This window comes from Methyloversatilis discipulorum, from assembly GCF_018780585.1.
GTDB lineage: Bacteria > Pseudomonadota > Gammaproteobacteria > Burkholderiales > Rhodocyclaceae > Methyloversatilis > Methyloversatilis discipulorum_B.
This window is the reverse complement of sequence record NZ_JADMJL010000019.1, coordinates 129,436-149,268: the sequence shown is the minus strand read 5'-3', so window position 1 is coordinate 149,268 and position 19,833 is coordinate 129,436. Positions and strand designations below refer to the sequence as shown.

General features: G+C 68.7%; 18 protein-coding genes. 11 read left to right on the top strand and 7 right to left on the bottom strand.

Translation table 11 applies throughout. From position 1 onward, the window contains the following. Window positions 1–32 precede the first annotated feature (32 nt). A complete protein-coding gene (gene mnmH / locus IV112_RS09990) occupies window positions 33–1,151 on the top strand; it encodes a tRNA 2-selenouridine(34) synthase MnmH (protein WP_304003315.1) in 1,119 nt (372 codons plus the stop codon). Here mnmH and IV112_RS09985 read toward each other — a convergent pair. Next, a complete protein-coding gene (locus tag IV112_RS09985; protein WP_304003400.1) occupies window positions 1,103–1,630 on the bottom strand; it encodes a class I SAM-dependent methyltransferase in 528 nt (175 codons plus the stop codon). The genes mnmH and IV112_RS09985 overlap by 49 nt on opposite strands. 93 nt (window positions 1,631–1,723) lie before the next feature. Here IV112_RS09985 and IV112_RS09980 point away from each other — a divergent pair, with 93 nt between their 5' ends. From IV112_RS09980 to IV112_RS09970, 3 genes are all read left to right on the top strand, one after another. Further along, window positions 1,724–3,430 (top strand): sensor histidine kinase, encoded by a 1,707-nt coding sequence (locus IV112_RS09980; RefSeq protein ID WP_304003314.1) that lies wholly within the window; start codon window positions 1,724–1,726, stop codon window positions 3,428–3,430. Between the two features lie 185 nt (window positions 3,431–3,615). Beyond that, on the top strand, window positions 3,616–6,306 hold the full coding sequence (locus IV112_RS09975; RefSeq protein WP_304003399.1) for a bifunctional acetate--CoA ligase family protein/GNAT family N-acetyltransferase: 2,691 nt from the start codon (window positions 3,616–3,618) through the stop codon (window positions 6,304–6,306). Next, window positions 6,303–6,887, top strand: a complete 585-nt coding sequence (locus tag IV112_RS09970) for a DNA-3-methyladenine glycosylase I (protein WP_304003312.1) — start codon at window positions 6,303–6,305, stop codon at window positions 6,885–6,887. Before IV112_RS09975 ends, IV112_RS09970 begins: the two co-directional genes overlap by 4 nt. Before the next feature lie 13 nt (window positions 6,888–6,900). Here the strand turns inward: IV112_RS09970 and IV112_RS09965 are convergent, their stop codons facing one another. Continuing rightward, window positions 6,901–9,315: a putative bifunctional diguanylate cyclase/phosphodiesterase gene (locus tag IV112_RS09965; protein WP_304003310.1), complete on the bottom strand. Its 2,415-nt coding sequence runs from the start codon at window positions 9,313–9,315 to the stop codon at window positions 6,901–6,903. A 300-nt stretch (window positions 9,316–9,615) separates the two neighbouring features. Here IV112_RS09965 and IV112_RS09960 point away from each other — a divergent pair, with 300 nt between their 5' ends. Beyond that, the gene (locus IV112_RS09960; protein WP_304003309.1) at window positions 9,616–11,157 is read left to right on the top strand and encodes an NAD(P)H-hydrate dehydratase; all 1,542 of its coding nucleotides are present in this window, start codon (window positions 9,616–9,618) and stop codon (window positions 11,155–11,157) included. Between the two features lie 22 nt (window positions 11,158–11,179). Continuing rightward, complete coding sequence (locus IV112_RS09955) at window positions 11,180–12,016, top strand: DMT family transporter (RefSeq protein WP_304003306.1); 837 nt, start codon at window positions 11,180–11,182, stop codon at window positions 12,014–12,016. Between the two features lie 3 nt (window positions 12,017–12,019). Here IV112_RS09955 and IV112_RS09950 read toward each other — a convergent pair whose 3' ends face one another. Next, a complete protein-coding gene (locus tag IV112_RS09950) occupies window positions 12,020–14,173 on the bottom strand; it encodes a putative bifunctional diguanylate cyclase/phosphodiesterase (protein ID WP_304003305.1) in 2,154 nt (717 codons plus the stop codon). Between the two features lie 302 nt (window positions 14,174–14,475). Here IV112_RS09950 and nadC point away from each other — a divergent pair, with 302 nt between their 5' ends. The 4 genes from nadC (at window position 14,476) to IV112_RS09930 (ending at window position 17,449) form a co-directional block, all read left to right on the top strand. After that, on the top strand, window positions 14,476–15,324 hold the full coding sequence (gene nadC, locus IV112_RS09945; protein ID WP_304003303.1) for a carboxylating nicotinate-nucleotide diphosphorylase: 849 nt from the start codon (window positions 14,476–14,478) through the stop codon (window positions 15,322–15,324). A gap of 39 nt (window positions 15,325–15,363) precedes the next feature. After that, window positions 15,364–15,501 carry a hypothetical protein gene (locus tag IV112_RS09940; RefSeq protein ID WP_008059032.1) on the top strand — a complete coding sequence of 46 codons (138 nt, stop codon included), beginning with the start codon at window positions 15,364–15,366 and terminating at the stop codon, window positions 15,499–15,501. 221 nt (window positions 15,502–15,722) lie between these two features. Then, complete coding sequence (locus IV112_RS09935) at window positions 15,723–16,406, top strand: Fe2+-dependent dioxygenase (RefSeq protein WP_304003300.1); 684 nt, start codon at window positions 15,723–15,725, stop codon at window positions 16,404–16,406. 71 nt (window positions 16,407–16,477) lie between these two features. Further along, window positions 16,478–17,449: an alpha-hydroxy acid oxidase gene (locus tag IV112_RS09930; RefSeq protein ID WP_368500438.1), complete on the top strand. Its 972-nt coding sequence runs from the start codon at window positions 16,478–16,480 to the stop codon at window positions 17,447–17,449. Here IV112_RS09930 and IV112_RS09925 read toward each other — a convergent pair. The 4 genes from IV112_RS09925 to IV112_RS09910 form a co-directional block, all read right to left on the bottom strand. Further along, on the bottom strand, window positions 17,427–17,969 hold the full coding sequence (locus IV112_RS09925) for a hydrolase (protein ID WP_304003297.1): 543 nt from the start codon (window positions 17,967–17,969) through the stop codon (window positions 17,427–17,429). The genes IV112_RS09930 and IV112_RS09925 overlap by 23 nt on opposite strands. A gap of 69 nt (window positions 17,970–18,038) precedes the next feature. Next, entirely contained in the window at window positions 18,039–18,305 is a 267-nt protein-coding gene (locus IV112_RS09920; RefSeq protein WP_304003295.1) for a hypothetical protein, read from the bottom strand. Then, window positions 18,298–18,897, bottom strand: coding sequence for an RNA polymerase sigma factor (locus IV112_RS09915; RefSeq protein ID WP_304003293.1), 600 nt, complete (start codon window positions 18,895–18,897; stop codon window positions 18,298–18,300). Before IV112_RS09915 ends, IV112_RS09920 begins: the two co-directional genes overlap by 8 nt. Next, window positions 18,881–19,333 (bottom strand): DUF3106 domain-containing protein, encoded by a 453-nt coding sequence (locus tag IV112_RS09910; RefSeq protein ID WP_304003291.1) that lies wholly within the window; start codon window positions 19,331–19,333, stop codon window positions 18,881–18,883. Before IV112_RS09910 ends, IV112_RS09915 begins: the two co-directional genes overlap by 17 nt. A gap of 150 nt (window positions 19,334–19,483) precedes the next feature. Here IV112_RS09910 and IV112_RS09905 point away from each other — a divergent pair, with 150 nt between their 5' ends. Next, on the top strand, window positions 19,484–19,816 hold the full coding sequence (locus tag IV112_RS09905) for a hypothetical protein (protein ID WP_304003289.1): 333 nt from the start codon (window positions 19,484–19,486) through the stop codon (window positions 19,814–19,816). Window positions 19,817–19,833 lie beyond the last annotated feature (17 nt).

Genomic DNA, 19,833 nt, shown 5'->3' with positions numbered 1-19,833 from the left:
CGCACATCACGAACAGACAGGACACCCGCTGCATGAACGCCCCTTCCGGCCAGCGCCGCCCGGCCGGCATCGCCCAGGTCGACCAGCTGTATGGCTTCGACGACATCATCGACACCCGTTCGCCGGCCGAATTCGCCCTCGACCATGTACCGGGCGCCATCAACTGCCCGGCGCTCGACAATGAACAGCGGGCGGAAATCGGCACGCTGTACAAGCAGGTGTCGCCCTTCGTCGCGCGGCGTCGCGGCGCGGCGCTGGTGGCGATCAACATCGGCCGTCACCTGCTCGAGCGCTTCCAGGACAAGGGACCGGACTGGCGGCCGCTGATCTACTGCTGGCGCGGCGGCAAGCGCAGCGGCGCCTTCGTCACGATATTCCGCCAGGTCGGCTGGGACGCCCATCAGCTCGAAGGCGGCTACAAGGCCTACCGGCGCGAAGTGCTGGCGCGGCTGGCAGCCCTCCCGGCAGCTTTCGACTTCCGCGTCGTCAGCGGCCCGACCGGCAGCGCGAAGAGCCGCGTGCTCGAACGCCTTGCAGCGCGCGGCGAACAGGTGCTGGATCTGGAGGCGCTGGCGGCGCACAAGGGCTCGGTGCTCGGTCGCCAGCCCGGCGTGGACCAGCCACCGCAGAAACTGTTCGAGTCGCGCCTGCTGCACGCGCTGTCGGCACTTGACCCGGCGCGCCCGGTGTTCGCCGAGGCGGAAAGCCGCCGCATCGGACTGGTCACCGTGCCGGACGCACTGATCGAACGGCTGCGCGCCGCCCTCTGCATCCGCATCGAGGTGCCCGCCGCAGCGCGGACCGAATTCCTGCTGCGCGACTACGATTACATGACGCAGGATCCCGAAGCGCTGATCGAACGGCTGGAGCGCCTGATCGAGCTGCGCGGCCGCGAAACGGTGGCGGCCTGGTCCGCACTCGCGCGCGCCGGGCAGTGGGCCGAGCTGGTTGCGGGCCTGCTCGAACAGCACTACGACCCGCTGTACCGCCGCTCGCAATCGAACAACTTCAGCCGCCACACCGATGCCCCGACCGTCGTCGCCGAGCGGCTGGACGATGCAGGCATCGATAGTCTGGCCGGGCAGATCGCAGCCGCCTCGGCTCAGTTCAGCACCGGCAGCACGTCCGAGCGCACCGCGCAGATGCGCTGAATCATCGCCGGCGCGGGACGCGCGATCTCGCCCTGTTCGAAAGCGATCACGCTGCCCCAGCCGCGCACCCAGTCCAGCAGCTCATGCGGCCGCAGCAGGAAATCCGGGTTCGACGGCTTGCCGAAGCGCGCATTGCCGTCCATGAAGGTTTCGTAGATCAGCAGGCCGCCCGGCTTGAGCAGCGCGGCGACACGATCCAGCCGCGGCCGGAACAGGTAGCGGGTCACCACCACCGCATCGAAGCAGGCTTCGCCCCACGGCCAGTCGCCGCCTTCGAGGTCGGCGCACAGCGTGCGGATGCGCGGCTGCCCGTCCAGCGCCGCCAGCGCCGCGGCGTCGCGGTCGGCCGCCAGCACGTTCAGGTCGCGCCCGGCCAGCCAGCGCGCGTGGCGACCGCCGCCGCAGGCCAGGTCGAGCACGTCGGCGCCGGGCGGGATCAGCGCGCCGAAGCGCACCACCCAGTCCGACGCGTCCTGCATTGAAAAATGAGGATGAGATGCCATCTGCGGGCCCTTATTCGGGTTTTCGTGTCGAGGGGCCGCATTATCATCCCGGGCATACCAAGGACAATAATGTTCCGCTCTCCGGACCTCCCGCCGCCCACCCGTGGCGCACGGACATTCTTTCTGTGGCGCGCACTGCCGCTCGCCCTGCTCGCCGCCGCGCTCGCCGCCACCGAGTCGCTGCCGGTCGGGCTCGCGGTGCTGGCCGCCAGCCTCGGCATCGGCGTGCTCGCGCTGCGCGAACAGGACCGGCTGTCACGGGAGGTCGAGCAGCACCGACTCGACGCCGCCCGCCTGCGCGACTACACCGACCTTGCCACCGACTGGCACTGGGAAACCGACGCCGCGCTGCGGCTGCAGTATTCGCGCGCCGAAGGCCACCTGGCCAGCGCACTCGACCAGCGCGCCGTGCGCAACCGTCGCCTGTGGGAGATCAACGCCCTGTCGCCGGTGCACGGCGACTGGGAGGAATGTCACCGCCAGTTCCAGAGCGGCAAATCGCTGCAGCTTCATCTGGTGCTGCACCGGCCGGATGGCGTGGTGCGCCACATCGAACTGCGCGGGCGCCCGATCACCGACGGCAGCGGCCAGCTGTGCGGCTATCGCGGCACCGGCCGCGACGAGACCGCCTTCGTGCAGTCGACCCGGGCACTGCGCGAGGTCGAGACGCGACATCGCGAAATGGTGAATCACCTGCGCGAAGTCATCTTCCGCATCGACGCACGCGGCCGCTTCACCTACCTGAACCGCGCCTGGGAAACCTTGACCGGCCAGCCGGTGAACCAGGCCATCGGCCAGCGCATCCTGCGCTGGCTCAGCAAGGACGAGGCACGCTATCTGCTGGCACGGCTCGAGCCCATGCTCGACGGCCGCCGCGATTCGATGCAGATCGAGGTGCGCACCGGCACCGGCAGCGCGTCGGCGCGCTGGCTGGAAATCGCCATCGGCGCCCGTTTCGACGGCCACGGGAAGCTCGAAAGCCTGTCCGGCAGCATCGAGGACATCACCCAGCGCAAACAGGCCGAAGCAACGCTGTACGACATGAATGCGGAGCTTGAGCGCCGCGTGAAGCGACGCACCGCCGAGCTGGAGGCGTCCAACCGCGAACTGGAGGCCTTCTCGTACTCGGTATCGCACGACCTGCGCAACCCGTTGCGCGCCATCGACGGCTTCTCGCAGATCATCCTGGAAGACTATGGCGACCAGCTGGACGCGCAGGCGCACAGCCACCTCGCGCGCATCCGCGCCGCCTCGCAGAAGCTGTCGACGCTTATCGACGACCTGCTCGAACTGGGCCGGCTCACGCGCACGCCGATCAGCCGCGCCGAGGTCGACCTGTCGGCGCTGGCACGCGCCATCATGCGCGACCTGCGGGCGGAATCGCCGGAACGCGAGGGCAAGCTGGCCATCGGCATGCATCTGATGGCGCGCGTCGACCCGATGCTGGCACGCGTGCTGCTGGAGCATCTGCTGCGCAACGCCTGGACCTTCACCGCCGGCCGCGAGACCGCGGAAATCGAGTTCGACGCCCGCCTGCGCAATCGCGAGGTGGTGTTCCACATCCGCGACAACGGCATCGGCTTCGACATGGCGCACGCGGCACAGCTGTTCAAGCCCTTCAACCGGCTGCACGACCAATCGGACCGCAGCGGCACCGGCATCGGTCTGGCCACCGTGCAGCGCATCGTCAATCGCCACGGCGGCCGCATCTGGGCAGAAGGCGCACCGGACAAGGGCGCCTGCTTCTACTTCACACTGCCCGACCCGACTCACTGACGGCAGCCGGCGCAAGGATGTAGGCTGCGCACCACACTCGCCGCGAAGTGTGGATTTCCACAAGCGGCATTTATGTTGCAATGCAATATACTGGGGTCCAACGTGCACGGGCGCACTGCTCACGGAAGCGCACAGGGCGGACACCCCACACTGCCTGAAAGCCTTCCCAGACACGGGAGTTCATGATGCAGTACGAGCACTATCTCAAATCCATGTTCGAGCCGCAGTCGGTGGCCATCATCGGCGCCAGCGAGCGGCCGGACTCGATCGGCGCAGTCATCGTCCGCAACATGCTGGACGCGCAGTTCAGCGGCGAGTTGCACGCCATCAATCCGAAACACAAAGCGGTCTTCGGCGTGCCCTGCCTGGCGCGCATCGACGACCTGCGCAAGCGGCCCGACCTCGTCATCATCTGCACGCCGGCGCGCACGGTGCCCGGCCTGATCGACGAATGCGGTCGCGCCGGCATCAAGGCGGCCATCGTGATCAGCGCCGGTTTCGCCGAAACCGGTCCGGCCGGCGCCGAACTGGTGCGTCGCACCCGTTCCGCCGCCAAGCGCAACGGCGTTCGCATCATCGGCCCCAACTGCCTGGGCCTGATGCGCCCGTCGCTGGGCCTGAACGCCACTTTTGCACGCTCGCCGGGCAAGGCGGGCAGCATCGGCCTCATTTCGCAGTCGGGTGCCGTGTGCACCGCACTGCTCGACTGGGCGCAGTCGAACGGCGTCGGCTTCTCGACCGTCGTGTCGCTGGGCGCCTCGATCGACCTCGATTTCGGTGAAATCCTCGACTACATGATTGCCGACCCGAAGACGGAAAGCATTTTCATGTACATCGAGGGCATACGCGACGCACGCCGCTTCATGAGCGCGGTGCGCGCGGCCGCCCGCGTCAAGCCGGTGCTGGCGATCAAGGTCGGCCGTCATCCGGCCGGCACCAAGGCGGTCGCTTCGCACACCGGCGCCATGGTGGGCGCCGACGACGTGTTCGACGCCGCGCTGCGCCGCGCCGGCGTCGTGCGGCTGTCGACGCTGGGCCAGATGTTTTCCGCCGCCAACGCGCTGTTCACCGGCTTCAAGCCGGCCGGCAAGCGGCTGGCCGTCGTTACCAACGGCGGTGGGCCGGGCGTGATGGCCGCCGACCGCGCAGCCGACCTCGGCATTCCGCTGGCGCAGCTGGCACCGGAAACGCTGGAAGCGCTCAACAGCGCGCTGCCGCCGACCTGGTCGCACGCCAACCCGATCGACCTGATCGGCGACGCCGACGATGCGCGCTACCGCGCCGCGCTGGAAGCGGTACTGGCCGACCCCGGTGTCGATGGCGTGCTCACGCTGCTGACGCCGCAGGCGATGACGCATCCGACCGCGGTGGCCGAGGCGGTGATCGATATCGCCAAGACCGCCAACAAGCCGCTGATGACCTGCTGGATGGGCTGCGATCAGGTGCGTGCCGCGCGCTCACTGTTCGAGGCCGCGCACATCCCGACCTTCCGCTCGCCCGAGCCGGCGGTCGAACTGTTCCACCACATCTCGTCCTACTACCGCAACCAGCAGCTGCTGCGCCACGCACCCGCCTCGCTGGCGCAGGATCTCGATCCGCCGTCGGTGGAATCGGCCCGGCTGGTGATCGAAACCGCGCTGTCCGAGCGGCGCACCGTGCTGACCGAGATGGAATCGAAGGCACTGCTGGCCGCCTTCCGGATACCGATCGCGCAGACCGTGGTCGCGCGCAGCGCTACCGAGGCCATGGTGTACGCCGAGGAGATGGGCCTGCCGGTGGCGATGAAGATCGATTCACCCGACATCACGCACAAGAGCGACGTCGGCGGCGTGCGGCTGCACGTCGACAACCTGCGTTCGGTACGCGACTGCTGGCAGGAACTGATGGCCGAAGTCGGCCGCCGCAAGCCGGACGCCCGCCTGCGCGGCGTGTCGATCGAGCCGATGGTGAACAAGCGCAATGCGCGCGAGCTGTTCGTCGGCGTGGTGCATGACGACGTGTTCGGGCCGGTCATCAGCTTCGGGCATGGCGGTACACGGGTCGAAGTGCTGCGCGACCGTGCGGTCACGCTGCCGCCGATCAACGTGGAACTGGCGCGCGACGCCATCCAGCGCACCCGCGTGTCGGCCATGCTGGGTGAGTTCCGCGGCATGCCCGCGATCGACATGGAAGCGCTGGAACGGGTGCTGATCCGCGTGTCGGAAATGGTGTGCGAGCTGCCGTGGATACGCGAGATGGACATCAATCCGCTGCTGGTCGACGAAAGCGGCTGCGTGGCGGTGGACGCCCGCATCATCCTCGCCGACGTGCAGCCGACGGCCACGCCCTATTCGCACATGGCCATCCACCCGTATCCGGCACGGCTTGAGCACGTGGTGAACCTGCCCAACGGCACGCGCGCCATCATCCGCCCGATCCGGCCGGAAGACGCTGATCGCGAAGCCAAGTTCGTGCGCGAGCTGTCGGCGGAAACGCGCTACCTGCGCTTCATGAGCACGATCAAGGAACTGCCGCCGCAATTGCTGGCGCGTCTCACGCAGATCGACTACGACCGCGAAATGGCGCTGGTCGCGGTCAGCGAGGGCGAAACCGAGGAACAGCTGGGGGTCTGTCGCTACGTGGTGAATCCCGACGGCGAAACCTGCGAATTCGCCATCGTGATCGCCGACGCATGGCAGCGTCAGGGCCTGGCCCGCATCATGATGAATCTGCTGATCGAAGCGGCGCGCGAGCGCGGCCTCAAGGTGATGGAAGGCGTCTTCCTCGCCAACAACGAACGCATGCTGCGGTTCGTGCAGAGCCTGGGCTTCCACATCAACCGCGATCCCGAGGACAGTTCGCTGGTGAATGGCGAACTGCTGCTGCGCCCGGCATGAGTGCGGCGCCCGCCCGGTGCACGTGGTGCGGGCAGGACCCGCTCTACGTCGAGTACCACGACAGCGAGTGGGGTGTGCCGGTGCGCGACGAACGCGAGCTGTTCGAGCGCCTGATACTGGAAGGTGCGCAGGCCGGGCTGGCCTGGATCACCATACTGCGCAAGCGCGACGGCTACCGCCGCGCCTTCGCCGGCTTCGACGCGCAGCGCATCGCCCGCTATGACGAAGACGACCGCGCGCGGCTGATGGCCGACGCCGGCATCGTGCGCAACCGGCTCAAGATCGACGCCACCATCGGCAATGCGCGCGCGCTGCTGGCGCTGCACGAGCGCGGCGGATCGCTGGGCGATCTGCTGTGGGACGCCGTGGGCGGACAACCGATGGTGAATCACTGGCGCCGCCTCGGTGACTGCCCGTCGAGCACGCCGCTGTCCGACCAGCTGTCGAAGGAACTGGCACGGCTGGGCTTCCGCTTCGTCGGCAGCACCATCGTCTACGCCTGGATGCAATCGGTGGGCGTCGTAAACGACCACCTGGTCGACTGCTTCCGCCACCGCGAACTGATCCGTCCGCTGGACTGAACCGCCGGCGTGTTCAGCCGACCGCGCGCAGCGGCCGGCTTTCCTCTGCCTGGACGGCGTCCAGCCCGCGCCAGCCGTCGATGAAGGCCGCAATCTGCGGCTCCGGCAGCGGTCGCGAAATCAGGTAGCCCTGCGCATAGGTGCACTCCTTGCCGGCCAGCGCCGCCCACTCGGCCGCCGTTTCGACCCCTTCGGCCGTGGTGTCCAGACGCAGGGCGTCGGCCAGATTGATGATGGCGCGCACGATGGCGCCACCACCTTCCTCCTTGTTCAGGCTGGTGACGAAGGAGCGGTCTATCTTCAGCTTGGTCATCGGGAAGCTGCGCAGATAGGCGAGCGACGAATAACCGGTGCCGAAATCGTCGAGCGCGATGCCGATGCCCAGCGCGCGCAGCGTGCTCAGCGTGTCGCGCGCCGCCGCGCTGTCGTGGATCAGCAGCGACTCGGTCACCTCGATTTCCAGACGGTCCGGCGCCAGGCCGCTGTGCGCCAGCGCGTCGCGCACCACGTCGACCACCGCGCCGCGCGCGAACTGGACGGCGGACACGTTCACCGCCACGTGCATGTCGTCGGGCCAGCGCACGGCCGCGCGGCAGGCCTGTTCCAGCGCCCAGCGGCCGATCGGCACGATGAGGCCGGTTTCCTCGGCCAGCGGAATGAACTCGCCCGGCGACACCAGGCCGCGCTGCGGATGGCGCCAGCGGATCAGCGCCTCGAAACCGGCGACACGTCCGCTGCGCATGTGGATCTGCGGCTGGTAGTGCAGTTCGAATTCGTCGCGCTCCAGCGCGCCGAGCAGGTCGCTGTGCATGCTCAGCCGACGGCGCGCGCGCTCGTCCATGTCCTGTTCGAAGAAGCGCCAAGTATTGCGCCCGGCCGCCTTCGCCGCGTACAGCGCCATGTCGGCATTCTTCAGCAGCGCGTCCGGATCGCCGCCGTGCTGCGGCGCCAGCGCGATGCCTATGCTGCTGCCGATCTGCACGCTGACGCCGTCGATCACGACCGGCGACGCGAAGGTGTCGAGCAGGCGCTGGGCAAGTTCGGCTGCGCACTCGGGGGTGCGGCAGCCCCAGCAGATCAGTGCGAACTCGTCACCGCCCAGCCGCGACAGCACGTCGCCAGCACGGATGCGCTCCTGCAGACGCTGCGACACGAGCTGCAGCACGCGATCGCCGGCTGCGTGACCGAGCGAATCGTTCACGTTCTTGAAATCGTCGAGGTCGAAGAAGTACAGCGCGCACGGCCGTGCCTCCTCCGACCCGGCCGGACGGATGGCCGCCAGCTGGTTGCGGAAGTGGTGCCGGTTGGCCAGCCCGGTCAGCGAATCGAAATTCGCCAGCGTCGACATTTCCAGCGCTGCGCGACGGCTGTCCGTGATGTCCGAGCACACGCCGCGCCAGCCGGCGTGGTGACCGCCCTCGTCGAACAGCGGCTTGGCGGTGAGCGCCCACCAGCGTCGTTCGCCCTCCACCACCAGCGCCACCTGCACGTCGCGGAAAGGCACCGGCTGCATCAGATGCGCGGCCAGCGAGCTCAGCGCATCCCGCTCGGCCTCGTTCATGTCGCGGCCACCCTGGGCGAACAGCTCGATGAAGGGCTGCGCGCGCAGTTCGTCCAGCGAGCGACCGAAGGTTTCGGCCAGCCTCGCCGACACGTGCTGCAGGAAACCGTTGCGGTCGGTGTCCCACAGCCAGTCGCTCGAATGCGCCTCGAAATCGTGCAGCAGCAGGCCGACCAGCTGCTTCTGCCGCTCCGCCTCGGCTTCGGCCAGCAGGCGGGCGCCGAAGGTACGCGCGCTGGCAATGGCGCAAGCCAGCGCCAGCGCGGCATAGAAATTCATCAGCACCACGAGATCGAGGTTGCGCACCGGGTGATCGATGACGAAGGCAAGCGAACTGGAGGCGCACAACAGCAGCACATAGAGCACGGCTGCGCGGGGAATGTTGGCCAGTACGAAGCTGCCGGCGCACATCATGCCGCCGGAAATCAGCGTGACCAGCAGCGCGCTGTCGGCCTCGGCACGGGTGAAGAACAGCAGCGACGGCACCGACCACAGCAGCGCCAGCACGCCGGCATGCAGCGCGGCGCGGCGTATGGCGCGCTCGGACGCCCGCACGGGCGGCGAGGCCTGATCGCGGCGCCAGGCGCGCAGCGTCGAGCGCATCGCCACGGTCAGTGCGGCCAGCCACAGCAGCAGCACCCACGGCGGCTCGCTGTCCCAGAACACGACCACGATGAGCAGCGCATTGAACAGATTTGCGGTCAGCGTGAGCGGCGCAAACCGGAGCACCGAGCGCAGTTGCTGCGCACGGATGCGGGCGGCCAGATGCGCATCGGCGTTGCGGGTGCCGATGACGTCGTCCAGCCAGCGGTTCAGCCGCGAGGCGAGGCCCGCGGAGCTCGGCGAGGCAGTTCCAGTTGTGCGCATGATCTGCAGACTCTTCTTTCCGGGACATGGCCGGCTGCGGCCCATCCCTGCTTGAACATCGATCCGACGCGTTGCTTCGCTCATATCGGCGCAGCGGCGCGCGGACTTGAACGCGCTGCGGCGCGAATCGCTGTCGCAGCGCAGCAGATCGACGGTCGCTGCGACCGCGTCGGACCTGACCGAGCACGCGCCGCGCCCGCGCTTGAAGTGCCGCATTCCTCGGCACGATGGCGCCGCCGGGCATAGAATGCGCGCCTGTGCTCGCCGGACCCGTCGGTCCGGCGACAGTCCGGTCCGAGCATGCCCACCCCGCGAACCCTCAACACCTCATCGCTGACGGCGCTGTACGACGCCGAGGCGCTGCGACGCATCGAGCGCCATTACGCGCCCGCCAGTTCGCCGCGCCTGATGGAGCGCGCCGGTGCCACCGGTGCGGCCAAGGTGATGCAGATACTCGGCGGGCGCCACGGTCGCGTGCTGGTCATGTGCGGCCCCGGCAACAATGGTGGCGACGGCTTCGTGCTGGCGCGCCAGCTGCGGCAGACCGGCTTCGACGTCGTCGTCGCCTATCAGGGCGACGAACACCCGCAGGCCAGCGACGCGGTGTCGGCCTGGGCGTCGTGGCGCGCCACCGGCGGCGTCACCGTGCCGCGTCTGCCACGCGGCGACTTTTCCATCGTCGTCGATGCGCTGTACGGCATCGGCCTGACGCGCCCGATCGAGGGCGAACACGCGGCCTGGATAGACGCGGTCAACGACATGGACTGCCCGGTGCTCGCCATCGACGTGCCCAGCGGCCTGAATGCCGACACTGGCGCCGTGCTCGGCCGCGCGATCCGCGCCTCGCACACCGCCACGATGATTGCGCTCAAGCCCGGACTGCTGACGCTAGACGGCCCCGACCACTGCGGCGAGCTGTCGGTGCACGACCTCGGGCTCGACTGCGCCGCCGTCGTACAGCCCTCGGGCTGGCAGGTCGGCCGCGGCCTGTTCGACCACCTGCTGCGGCCGCGTGCACGCAACAGCCACAAGGGCACGCACGGCAACGCGGTGCTGGTCGGCGGCGCGCGCGGCATGGCCGGCGCCGCACTGCTGGCCGGCCGCGCCGCGCTGAAGGTGGGCGCCGGGCGCGTCTATGTCGGAATGCTCGACCACGCCGCACTGCCGCTCGACCCGGAACAGCCGGAACTGATGATCCGCACGCCGGCCGAGGTGCTGGCGGGCGATCTGGCCACCTGCGTCGCAATCGGCCCCGGCCTCGGCCAGAGCCCGGCAGCGCTCGACCTGATGCGCGAGGCGGTGCTGTCGCCGGCCACGCTGGTGCTCGACGCCGACGCGCTGAACCTGCTGTCGCAGCACGCCGACCTAGAGAAGGCGCTGGTCGACCGCGGCGCCGCCACACTGCTGACGCCGCACCCGATGGAGGCCGCCCGCCTGCTCGGCAGCACGACGGCCAAGGTGCAGCACGACCGCATCGCCGCGGCACGCGAAATGGCGCGCCGCTTCCGCGCCTCGGTCGTGCTGAAGGGCTGCGGCAGCGTGCTGGCGCTACCGGACGGACGCTGGTTCATCAACACCACCGGCAATCCGGGCATGGCGTCGGCCGGCATGGGCGACGTGCTGACCGGCCTCATCGCCGGCCTGCTGGCCCAGGGCTGGCCGGCCGATCTCGCGCTGATCGGCGGCGTGCACCTGCACGGGCTGGCCGGCGACCGCCTGGTCGCACTGGGCAAGGGGCCGAACGGCCTGACCGCCGGCGAGGTGATCGAGTCGGCCCGCGCCGCCTTCAACGCACTGATTGCCGGTGCCGATCTGCAGGAAGTCGGCCATATCCACCTCTGAACGCAGGCATCCGCTGATCGGCGTGGCCTTCATGCTGGCCGCGCTGTTCTGTTTCGCTGTGCTGGACACCACCGGCAAATACCTGTCGCAACGCTACCCGGTCGGCGTGCTGGTGTGGGCGCGCTATCTGGTGCCCGCCATCGTGCTCGGCGCGGTGCTGTGGCCGCGCATGCGCCGCGACCTGCTGGTGACGCCGCGCTGGCGGCTGCAGATACTGCGGGCCGCACTGCTGGCCGGCGTGTCCTTCCTGATCATGGGCGGGCTGAAGACGATACCGATGGCCGAGGGCACGTCGCTGTTCTTCGTCACGCCGCTGATCGTGACGCTGCTCGCCGGGCCGGTGCTGGGCGAACGGGTGACGGCCGCCAACTGGCTGCTGGCGCTGTTCGGCTTCTCCGGCGTGCTGCTGATCGCGCGTCCGGACGGTCATCTGCCGCTGCTGCCCGTACTGATGCTGCTCGGCGGCTCGCTGCTGTATGCCTTGTACCAGCTGGCCACACGCAAGCTGGCGCCGACCGAGCGGCCGCTGACCACGCTCTACTACACCGCGCTGGTCGGTGCGACGCTGTCCACGCTGGCGCTGCCGGCGGCCGCGCACAGCGAACTGCCCGGGCCGGTCGACGCGCTGCTGGTGGTGTCGCTGGGCGTGTCCGGCATGGCCGGCCACTTCCTGCTGATACGCGCGATGGCCTTCGCGCCGGCCTCGGTGCTGAGCCCGCTCATTTACGTACAACTGGTGTGGGCGACGCTGATGGGCTGGCTGGTGTTTGGCGACCTGCCGGGCGCCAGCGCCGTCGGCGGCGCCGGCCTCATCGTCGTCTGCGGACTGGCCAGCGCCTGGCTGGCCCACCGGCGCTGACGCTCAACCGGCGGCCAGTTCGAGCGGCTGCGGCGTGTTGGCCGCGTCGGCCTGCAAGCCCTCGCCGAGGCTGCGTGCCCGGTTCGACAGCTCGCCCAGCTGCCGGCTCTGCAGCAGCGCCTCGATCTCACCCGCCGGCACCGGCCGCGAGAAGTAATAGCCCTGTATCAGGTCGCAACCGAGCGCGCGCAGCGCGATCACCTGTTCCGAGCGCTCGACGCCCTCGGCCACCACCTCCATGCGCAGCGAATGGGCGAGGCGGATGACGGCCTCGACCACATGGCGCGCTTCGGTGACGTGGTCCATGTCGATGACGAAGGTGCGGTCGATCTTGAGCTGACGCGCCGGCAGCCGGCACAGATAGGCGAGGCAGGAATAGCCGGTACCGAAGTCGTCGATCGACAGCGTGACACCCATGGCCTTCAGTTCTTCCAGCACTCGCCGCACGCTGGTCGAACTTTCCATCACCACCGACTCGGTAATCTCCAGCGCGAGCAGGCCGGGATCGATGTCGAACTCGTCGATGCAGGCGCGCACGCGCTCGACCAGATCGGGCTGCCTGAACTGCTGCGGCGACAGGTTCACCGCCACCGGTATGCGCCGACCGGCGTGCATCCAGCTGCGTATCTGGCCGCAGGCCTCACGCAGCGTCCAGAAGCCGATCGCGTTGATCAGCCCGAAGCGCTCGGCCACCGGGATGAACTCGACCGGCGGCACCATGCCGCGCTCCGGGTCCTGCCAGCGGATCAGCGCCTCGACGCCCCGCAGCTCGCCATCGACCGCACTCACCTTGGGCTGGTAGTGCAGCACGAACTCGTCATTGTCGAGCGCACGGCGGATCGCACGCTGCATGCCGAGGATGTCGGCACCGCCGCCGTCCATGTCCTCGCAGTACAGACGCCATGTGTTGCGGCCGGCGTGCTTGGCGGCGTACATCGCAGTGTCGGCGCAGACCAGCACGCGATTCTCGTCGCCGTCGTCGGGAAACAGCGCGACACCGACCGACGCCGACACCTGTATCTCATGGGTGCCGATCAGCATCGGCTGGCTGGCGGCATCGACCAGGCGCTGCGCCAGCCGGCCGGCACCTTCGGCATCGATCGCGCCTTCGGACAGCATGACGAACTCGTCACCGCCGATGCGGGCCACCAGGTCGCCCTCGCGCAGACCGTTGCGCAGCCGGCGCGCAACGCACTTGAGTACCTCGTCACCGACGTGGTGACCGAGCACGTCGTTGACCGGCTTGAAGCCATCGAGATCGACGAACAGCACCGCCAGTCGCGCCCCTCGCCCCCGCACACGCTCGGCCGCCTCGGCCAGCGCAGCATCGAAATTGACGCGGTTCGGCAGATCGGTCAGCGGGTCGTGCAGCGCCGCGTGCATCAGTTCGCTGTTGGCCGCCTTCAGACGCATCGCCAGCTGCCGCGTGCGATGTTCCATGCGGGCATCGAACAGCGCGGCGACGCTGCCTATCCAGGTGAAGCCGATGGCCGCGACGGCGATGGTCAGCCCCAGCCAGGTCGGATCGATCTCGTGCTTGGCCAGGCTGACTGCATTCGCGTCGAAGCGGACGGCCGCCATGCAGATGTAGTGCACTGCGCACAGCACGAACCCGATCGCCATCGACGCCAGCACCTTGAACAGATAGAGCGCGCGACCATCGAGCGCACGCATCCTGAGCAGCGCGCGGGCGGTCGCCGCTGCCAGCGCCCAGGCGAGCAGCACGGCCAGCGCCAGCAGACCCGGACGGTATCCGACCGCCGGTTCGATGCGCATCGCCAACAACGCAAGGTGGAACACCATCACGACACCGGCGCCGAAGACCAGGGCCAGCGGAGCGCGCAGTCGCTGCGCCGGTGCCAGCCGACTGGCGCAGAGCAGCGCGAACAGCGATACGCCGACCGATGTCAGCCAGGACTGCACGGTGATGATCAGGTCAAAGCCGGTCTGCATCGGCAGCGCATAGGCGAGCATGCCGACGAAGTTCACCGACCAGATGCCGGTTCCGAGCACCAGCGCACCGGAAAAGAGCCAGATGCGCGCGGCGCGCCGGTCGGTGCTGTGGATGCGTTGCGACAGATCGAGTGCGGACCAGGCGGCCATCACCGCCACCAGCAGTGACAGCGCGACCAGAAGCGGGTGGTAGTGCCCCGTCATGGCAGCAGCGCCCCGCATCGACAGGGCGATGCCGGGCCGCGCGCCAGCGGCGCGTCCACATGGATGAACATTTCCTTCTCCCCAAAAGGACGATGCGAGCGGAGCCTGTTCGAGTCGGCTCTCGTATTGATCCCCCTGCTACGGCAGCGAGCAGCGCAACTTTAAGCATGGCGGCGCACACGTGAACCCGATTCGTGACGAACTTGGGAGGAAGGCCGGATTGCCTGTGCCAGCCTTGCGGCTCGCATGGGCCGGGGCAGGCCGATGCTAGAATGCGCCGCGACAAATACAGAAGACGAGCCATGCGGGAAAACGATCAGCTGTCCATCGAAATACAACGCAACGTGTCGCAGGCGCTGGCCGAGGACGTCGGCACCGGCGACCTGACCGCACGGCTGATCCCGGCCGGACGCGCGGCCACCGGCATGGTGACAGCGCGCGAGGAAGCAGTGCTGTGCGGCCGCGACTGGTTCGAAGCCTGCCTGCGTGCGCTCGACCCGAAAGCGACCGTCGCCTGGCATGTGGCCGAAGGCGAGTGGGTCGCGCCGGACCAGCGGTTGTGTGAAATCCTGTCGGAAACGCGTGCGCTGCTGACCGCCGAGCGTGCCGCGCTGAACTTCGTTCAGCTGCTGTCGGCCACCGCCACCATCACGCGTCGCTTCGTCGACGCCATCGCCGGCACCTCGGCACGCATCGTCGACACCCGCAAGACCCTGCCCGGCCTGCGGCTGGCGCAGAAGTACGCGGTCACCGTCGGCGGCGGTCTGAATCACCGCATGGGCCTGTACGACGGCATCCTGATCAAGGAAAACCACATCATGGCCGCCGGTGGCATCCGTCCGGTACTGGCGCGTGCGCGCGGCATCGCACCGTCGAATGCCTTCATCCAGATCGAGGTCGAGACGCTGGCCCAGCTGGGCGAGGCGCTCGACGCCGGCGCCACCATGGTGCTGCTCGACAACATGTCCATCGAACAGATGCGCGAAGCGGTCGCCATCAACGCAGGTCGCGCCGAACTCGAAGCGTCCGGCGGCGTGAACCTCGACCGCGTGCGGGCGATCGCCGAAACCGGCGTGGACCGCATCTCCATCGGCGTCCTGACCAAGAACGTCCGCGCCATCGACCTTTCACTTCGCCACGTCGAACGCTGAGCGTCCGGCGCCAGCCCCTACTCGCGGAGATTCCGTCTGATGTGGTTCATCCTGTACTACGTTGTGGCGATCACGGTGCTCATCCTGCACTTCACCGGCTTCCTCGCCCGCAACAACCTCGAATGGCTGGTGTTCGTGCTGGCCGTCACCGTCTTCCCGGCCGTGCTCTATCTCTGAGCACGACACGTCCCGTCGAGCACACCCCCACGCCATCGCCTCGACGGCGGTCGCATCCCGGTATGCGCGCCGCTTGCGCTGCGTCAAATCAGCAAGGGTCTCAAGCTGCGCCTGAACGTGTATAAGCTGCGGAACGAGAACTACTTCTTCGAACTTGCCGGCGGCCCGCGCCGTCCGGGTGACGGCCGCGCGGCCCTGCTGTCCGCCATGAATTCGCTCCGATGCTGCTGACGATAGATGACCTGCTGTCCGGCGACGAAGTCGCCGTCCTCCGCGATCTGCTCGATCGTTCCGAGTGGGCCAGTGGCGCCCTCACCGCCGGATCGCAGGCGACGGTCGTGAAGAACAACCAGCAGGTGCCGGAAAGCGCCCCGACGCTGCCCGAGCTGCGCCGGCGCGTGCTGGCGGCGCTGAACCGCGAACCGCTGTTCTTCAGCGCCGCACTGCCGGCGAAGATACTGCCGCCCTTCTTCAACCGCTACGCAGGTGGCAGCAACCGCTACGGACAGCACATCGACAACGCGATGCGCGCGATGCCGGACGGCAGCGGCTATGTGCGCGCCGACCTGTCGGCCACCCTCTTCCTCGCCGATCCGGATGAGTACGACGGCGGCGAACTGGTGATCGACGACACCTTCGGTCGGCACAGCGTCAAGCTGCCGGCCGGCAGCCTGGTGCTCTACCCGTCGTCGTCGGTGCACGAGGTGACGCCGGTGACGCGCGGCGCCCGCATCGCCTGCTTCATGTTCATCCAGAGCATGGTGCGCGACGCCGAGCAGCGCCGTCTGCTGTTCGACCTCGACATGGAACTGCTGACGCTGCGCCAGCAGCTGGGCGAAACGCCGTCCATGGTCAAGCTCACCGGCATCTATCACAACCTGCTGCGCCGCTGGGGTTCGGCCTGAACGCGCCGCTCAACCTGCCGCAGTCGATCGCCGGCTACCGCGAGCGGGCGCGCGAACTGCTGCATCCGGACATCTGGCACTACCTCGACGGCGGCCGCGACACCGTATGCGGTCGCGCCAACCGTGCGGCGCTCGACGCCATGCCGCTGCGACCGCGACCGCTGACCGACGTGCGCGGCGGCCATACGCGGATCGAACTGTTCGGCGAAACGTTAGGCCACCCGCTGCTGCTGGCGCCGATCGCCTACCAGCGCCTGCAGCATCCGGACGGTGAGTGTGCGAGCGCAATGGCGGCCGCGGCGCAGGACGGGCAGATGGTCGTCAGCACGCTGGCCAGCCAGCCGCTTGAACAGATCGCCCGTGCGGCCGAGAAACAGCTGTGGTTCCAGCTCTACTGGCAGGGCGACCGCGAGCGCACGGCACGCCTGCTCGATCGCGCGCTCGCCGCCGGCTATCGCTGCGTGGTGTTCACCGTCGATGCGCCGATCAAGCTGGCGGCCTCGCCGTTGCCGGCCGACGTGCGCGCGGTGAATATCGACGCTCCGGCCGGCCGCCAACTGCAGCCCGGGCAGAGCGAAGTATTCGACGGCTGGATGGGCGACGCGCCCGGCTGGGACGACCTCGCCTGGCTGCGCGCGCGCACGCCGGTGCCGCTGCTGATCAAGGGTGTGCTGCACGCGGCGGACGCCGCGCGCGCCGTCGATCTGGGTTGCGACGGGGTCGTCGTATCGAACCACGGTGGACGTGTGCTGGACTGCGCGCCACCTGCGCTGTCATGCCTGACGGAGGTGATCGCCGCGGTCGGCGACGACGTGCCGGTACTGTTCGACAGCGGCATCGACAGCGGCAGCGACGCGCTGCGCGCGCTGATGCTGGGCGCCCGCGCGGTGCTGGTCGGACGCCCTTATCTGTGGGGCCTTGCCGTCGGCGGCGCGCTCGGTGTCGCGCACGTGATCCGGCTGCTGCGCGACGAACTGGAAATGAGCATGGCGCTGTGCGGCTGCGCCACGCTGGCCGACATCAGCGCAGATAGGTGCGGCTGATCTCGCGGAATTCCTCGGAACCCGCCGCGCCCAGCCATTCGAAGGCGACCATTTCACGCGACACGATGACCACGCCGTGCTGGCGCAGACGCTCCAGCGCGAGGCCACGGTTGGACGGGTCGCGCGAGGCGACGCAGTCGGCGACGACGAACACCTGGCGGCCGCTGGACTGAAGATCCATCGAGGTCTGCAGCACGCAGATGTGCGATTCGATGCCGCACACGATGACCTGTGGCCGCGCCTCGTCCAGCAGAGGCTTCAGGCAGCCGTCGGAAACGCATGAAAAATGCATCTTGGGCACGATGGATTCGGCCGGGATCAGGTCGCGCAGGGTCTGCACCGTCGGCCCGAGGCCCTTCGGATACTGCTCGCTGACCAGTACCGGCACCGACAGCCGCTGCGCGATCTTTACCATCCACACGACGTTGTCGAGCAGGCGGTCAGCGTCGTCCATCGCCGGCAGCAGGCGCTCCTGCATGTCGATCAGCAGCAGCGAGGAACGTTGGCGGTCAATCAGCATTTGATGCACTCCATCGGCAAGGCAGCGGCGCAGCGTAGCAGGCCGGCCCGACGGTGAAAACCCGTTGCGTCAAAGAACCAGCATGGTGGTGATCGACAGCTCGTCGAGCTGCGCCAGCTCTTCGGTTTCCTGCCACGCACGGTACTCGAACACGCCGGCCGCCACGGCGAGCACCAGCGCGGCCAGCGCAACGCCGGTCACCCAGCGCGGGCGCTGCGACACGGGACGACGCGGCGCGCCGTCCCGCACGCGCGCCGCGAGTGCTGCAGGCACCGGCGGTGGCGGCAGCGAACGCAGTGCGCTGCGCAGCGCATCATCGGAAAATCGTTCAGTCATCGTCGGTCTCCCCGGCCAGCAGGGCCTTCAGGCGTGTGCGCGCCCGGAACAGCAGCTGATGCGCCGCATTGTCGGCAATGCCGAGCTCGCGCGCGATCGCCGCCACATCGTACTCCTGCCAGGCCCACATCATCAGTGCCGCACGCTGGCGCTCGGGCAGACCTGCCAGGGCTGCGCGCAGTGCGCCGCTGCGCGCAGCCGCCTGCCAGTGCTCCTCCGGCGTGGGCTGCGGATCGGCCAGCGATTCGAGCTCCGCTTCGTCGGCGCGCGGCCGGCTGCGCCTGAAGCGGTCCATGCACAGATTGCGCACGATGCTCAGGAACCAGGTGGACAGCTGCGCCCTTCCCTCGAAGCGCCCGGCGTGCTGCCACAGGCGGCAGAACGCCTCCTGCACGACGTCGTCGGATTCGGCGGCGTCGCCGGTCAGTTTCCAGGCCAGCGCATGGGCTGGCGGCAGCAGGCGTTTCACCAGTTCGTCACTGGCCACACGTTCACCCGCCCTCGCTTGCTGCAGCAACAGCGCGTCGCTGCGCCAGCCGGTGGGCAGCAGCACACCGAAGCCGGACAGCGCGCCCTCAGCGTTCAAGTTCACGTTTGAGCCGCCGGCGTTCTTCGGGCGTCATCCGTTCGAGCATTTCGCGGCGCTCGCGCAACAGCGCGCGCCGCTCGTCCGGCGACAGCGACTGTATGTAGGCGCGCCGTTCGGCGCGCAGGCGCTCGCGCTCGGTCGCGCTCATCGATCTCCAGTCTTCGCGCAGCCGCTCGCTCATTTCCCGGCGCTGCTCCGGCGGCAGCGACGACAGACGCTCGCGCAGCCGGGCGCGGAACTCGCGCCGCTCCTCTGGCGTGGCCGCCTTCAGCTTCTGCCGCAATTCGTGCGCCTGCGCTTCCCGCCGGTCGGCGGGCAAGGCGCTCCAGGCACCCGGGTCCGGCACAGCCGGCACCTCGGCCTGCGCGACACCTGCCCAGAGCAGGCCACACAGCAGGGTCAGACGGAAAATCATCATCGCAAGCAGAAGGATGGACACGACAGTTTGACGCCGCGGCGCGGTATTCCTTACGCGCCTGAGCGCACATTACATCCGCTTACAGCGGCGGCGCGTAAGGGCCGGCCCAGGCAGCACGTCTCACGGTCACAGCAGACGCATCCCGCCGACGCTGAACCTGTGGAGAACACGATGAAACTCATTCCCGGCCTGCTCGCCATCACCCCCCTGCTCGTCGCCGGCAGCGCGCTCGCGCAGACGCCCTCCGAGCGCATGGAGCAACGCATCGACGCGCGTCAGGCACGGCAAGAACAGCGCATCGACCACGGCGTCGAAAGTGGCAAGCTCACCCAGCGCGAGGCAACGCGGCTCGAACACCAGCAGGCGCACATCGATCACGCCGAAAACCGGGCACTGGCCGACGGGTCGCTGAACAGGAAGGAGGCGCTGCACATGGAAAAGATGCAGGACCGCGCCAAGCGCAGCATCCGCCACCAGAAGCACGATCGCCAGCACGCGCGCTGAATGCGCTGCCACGCGCG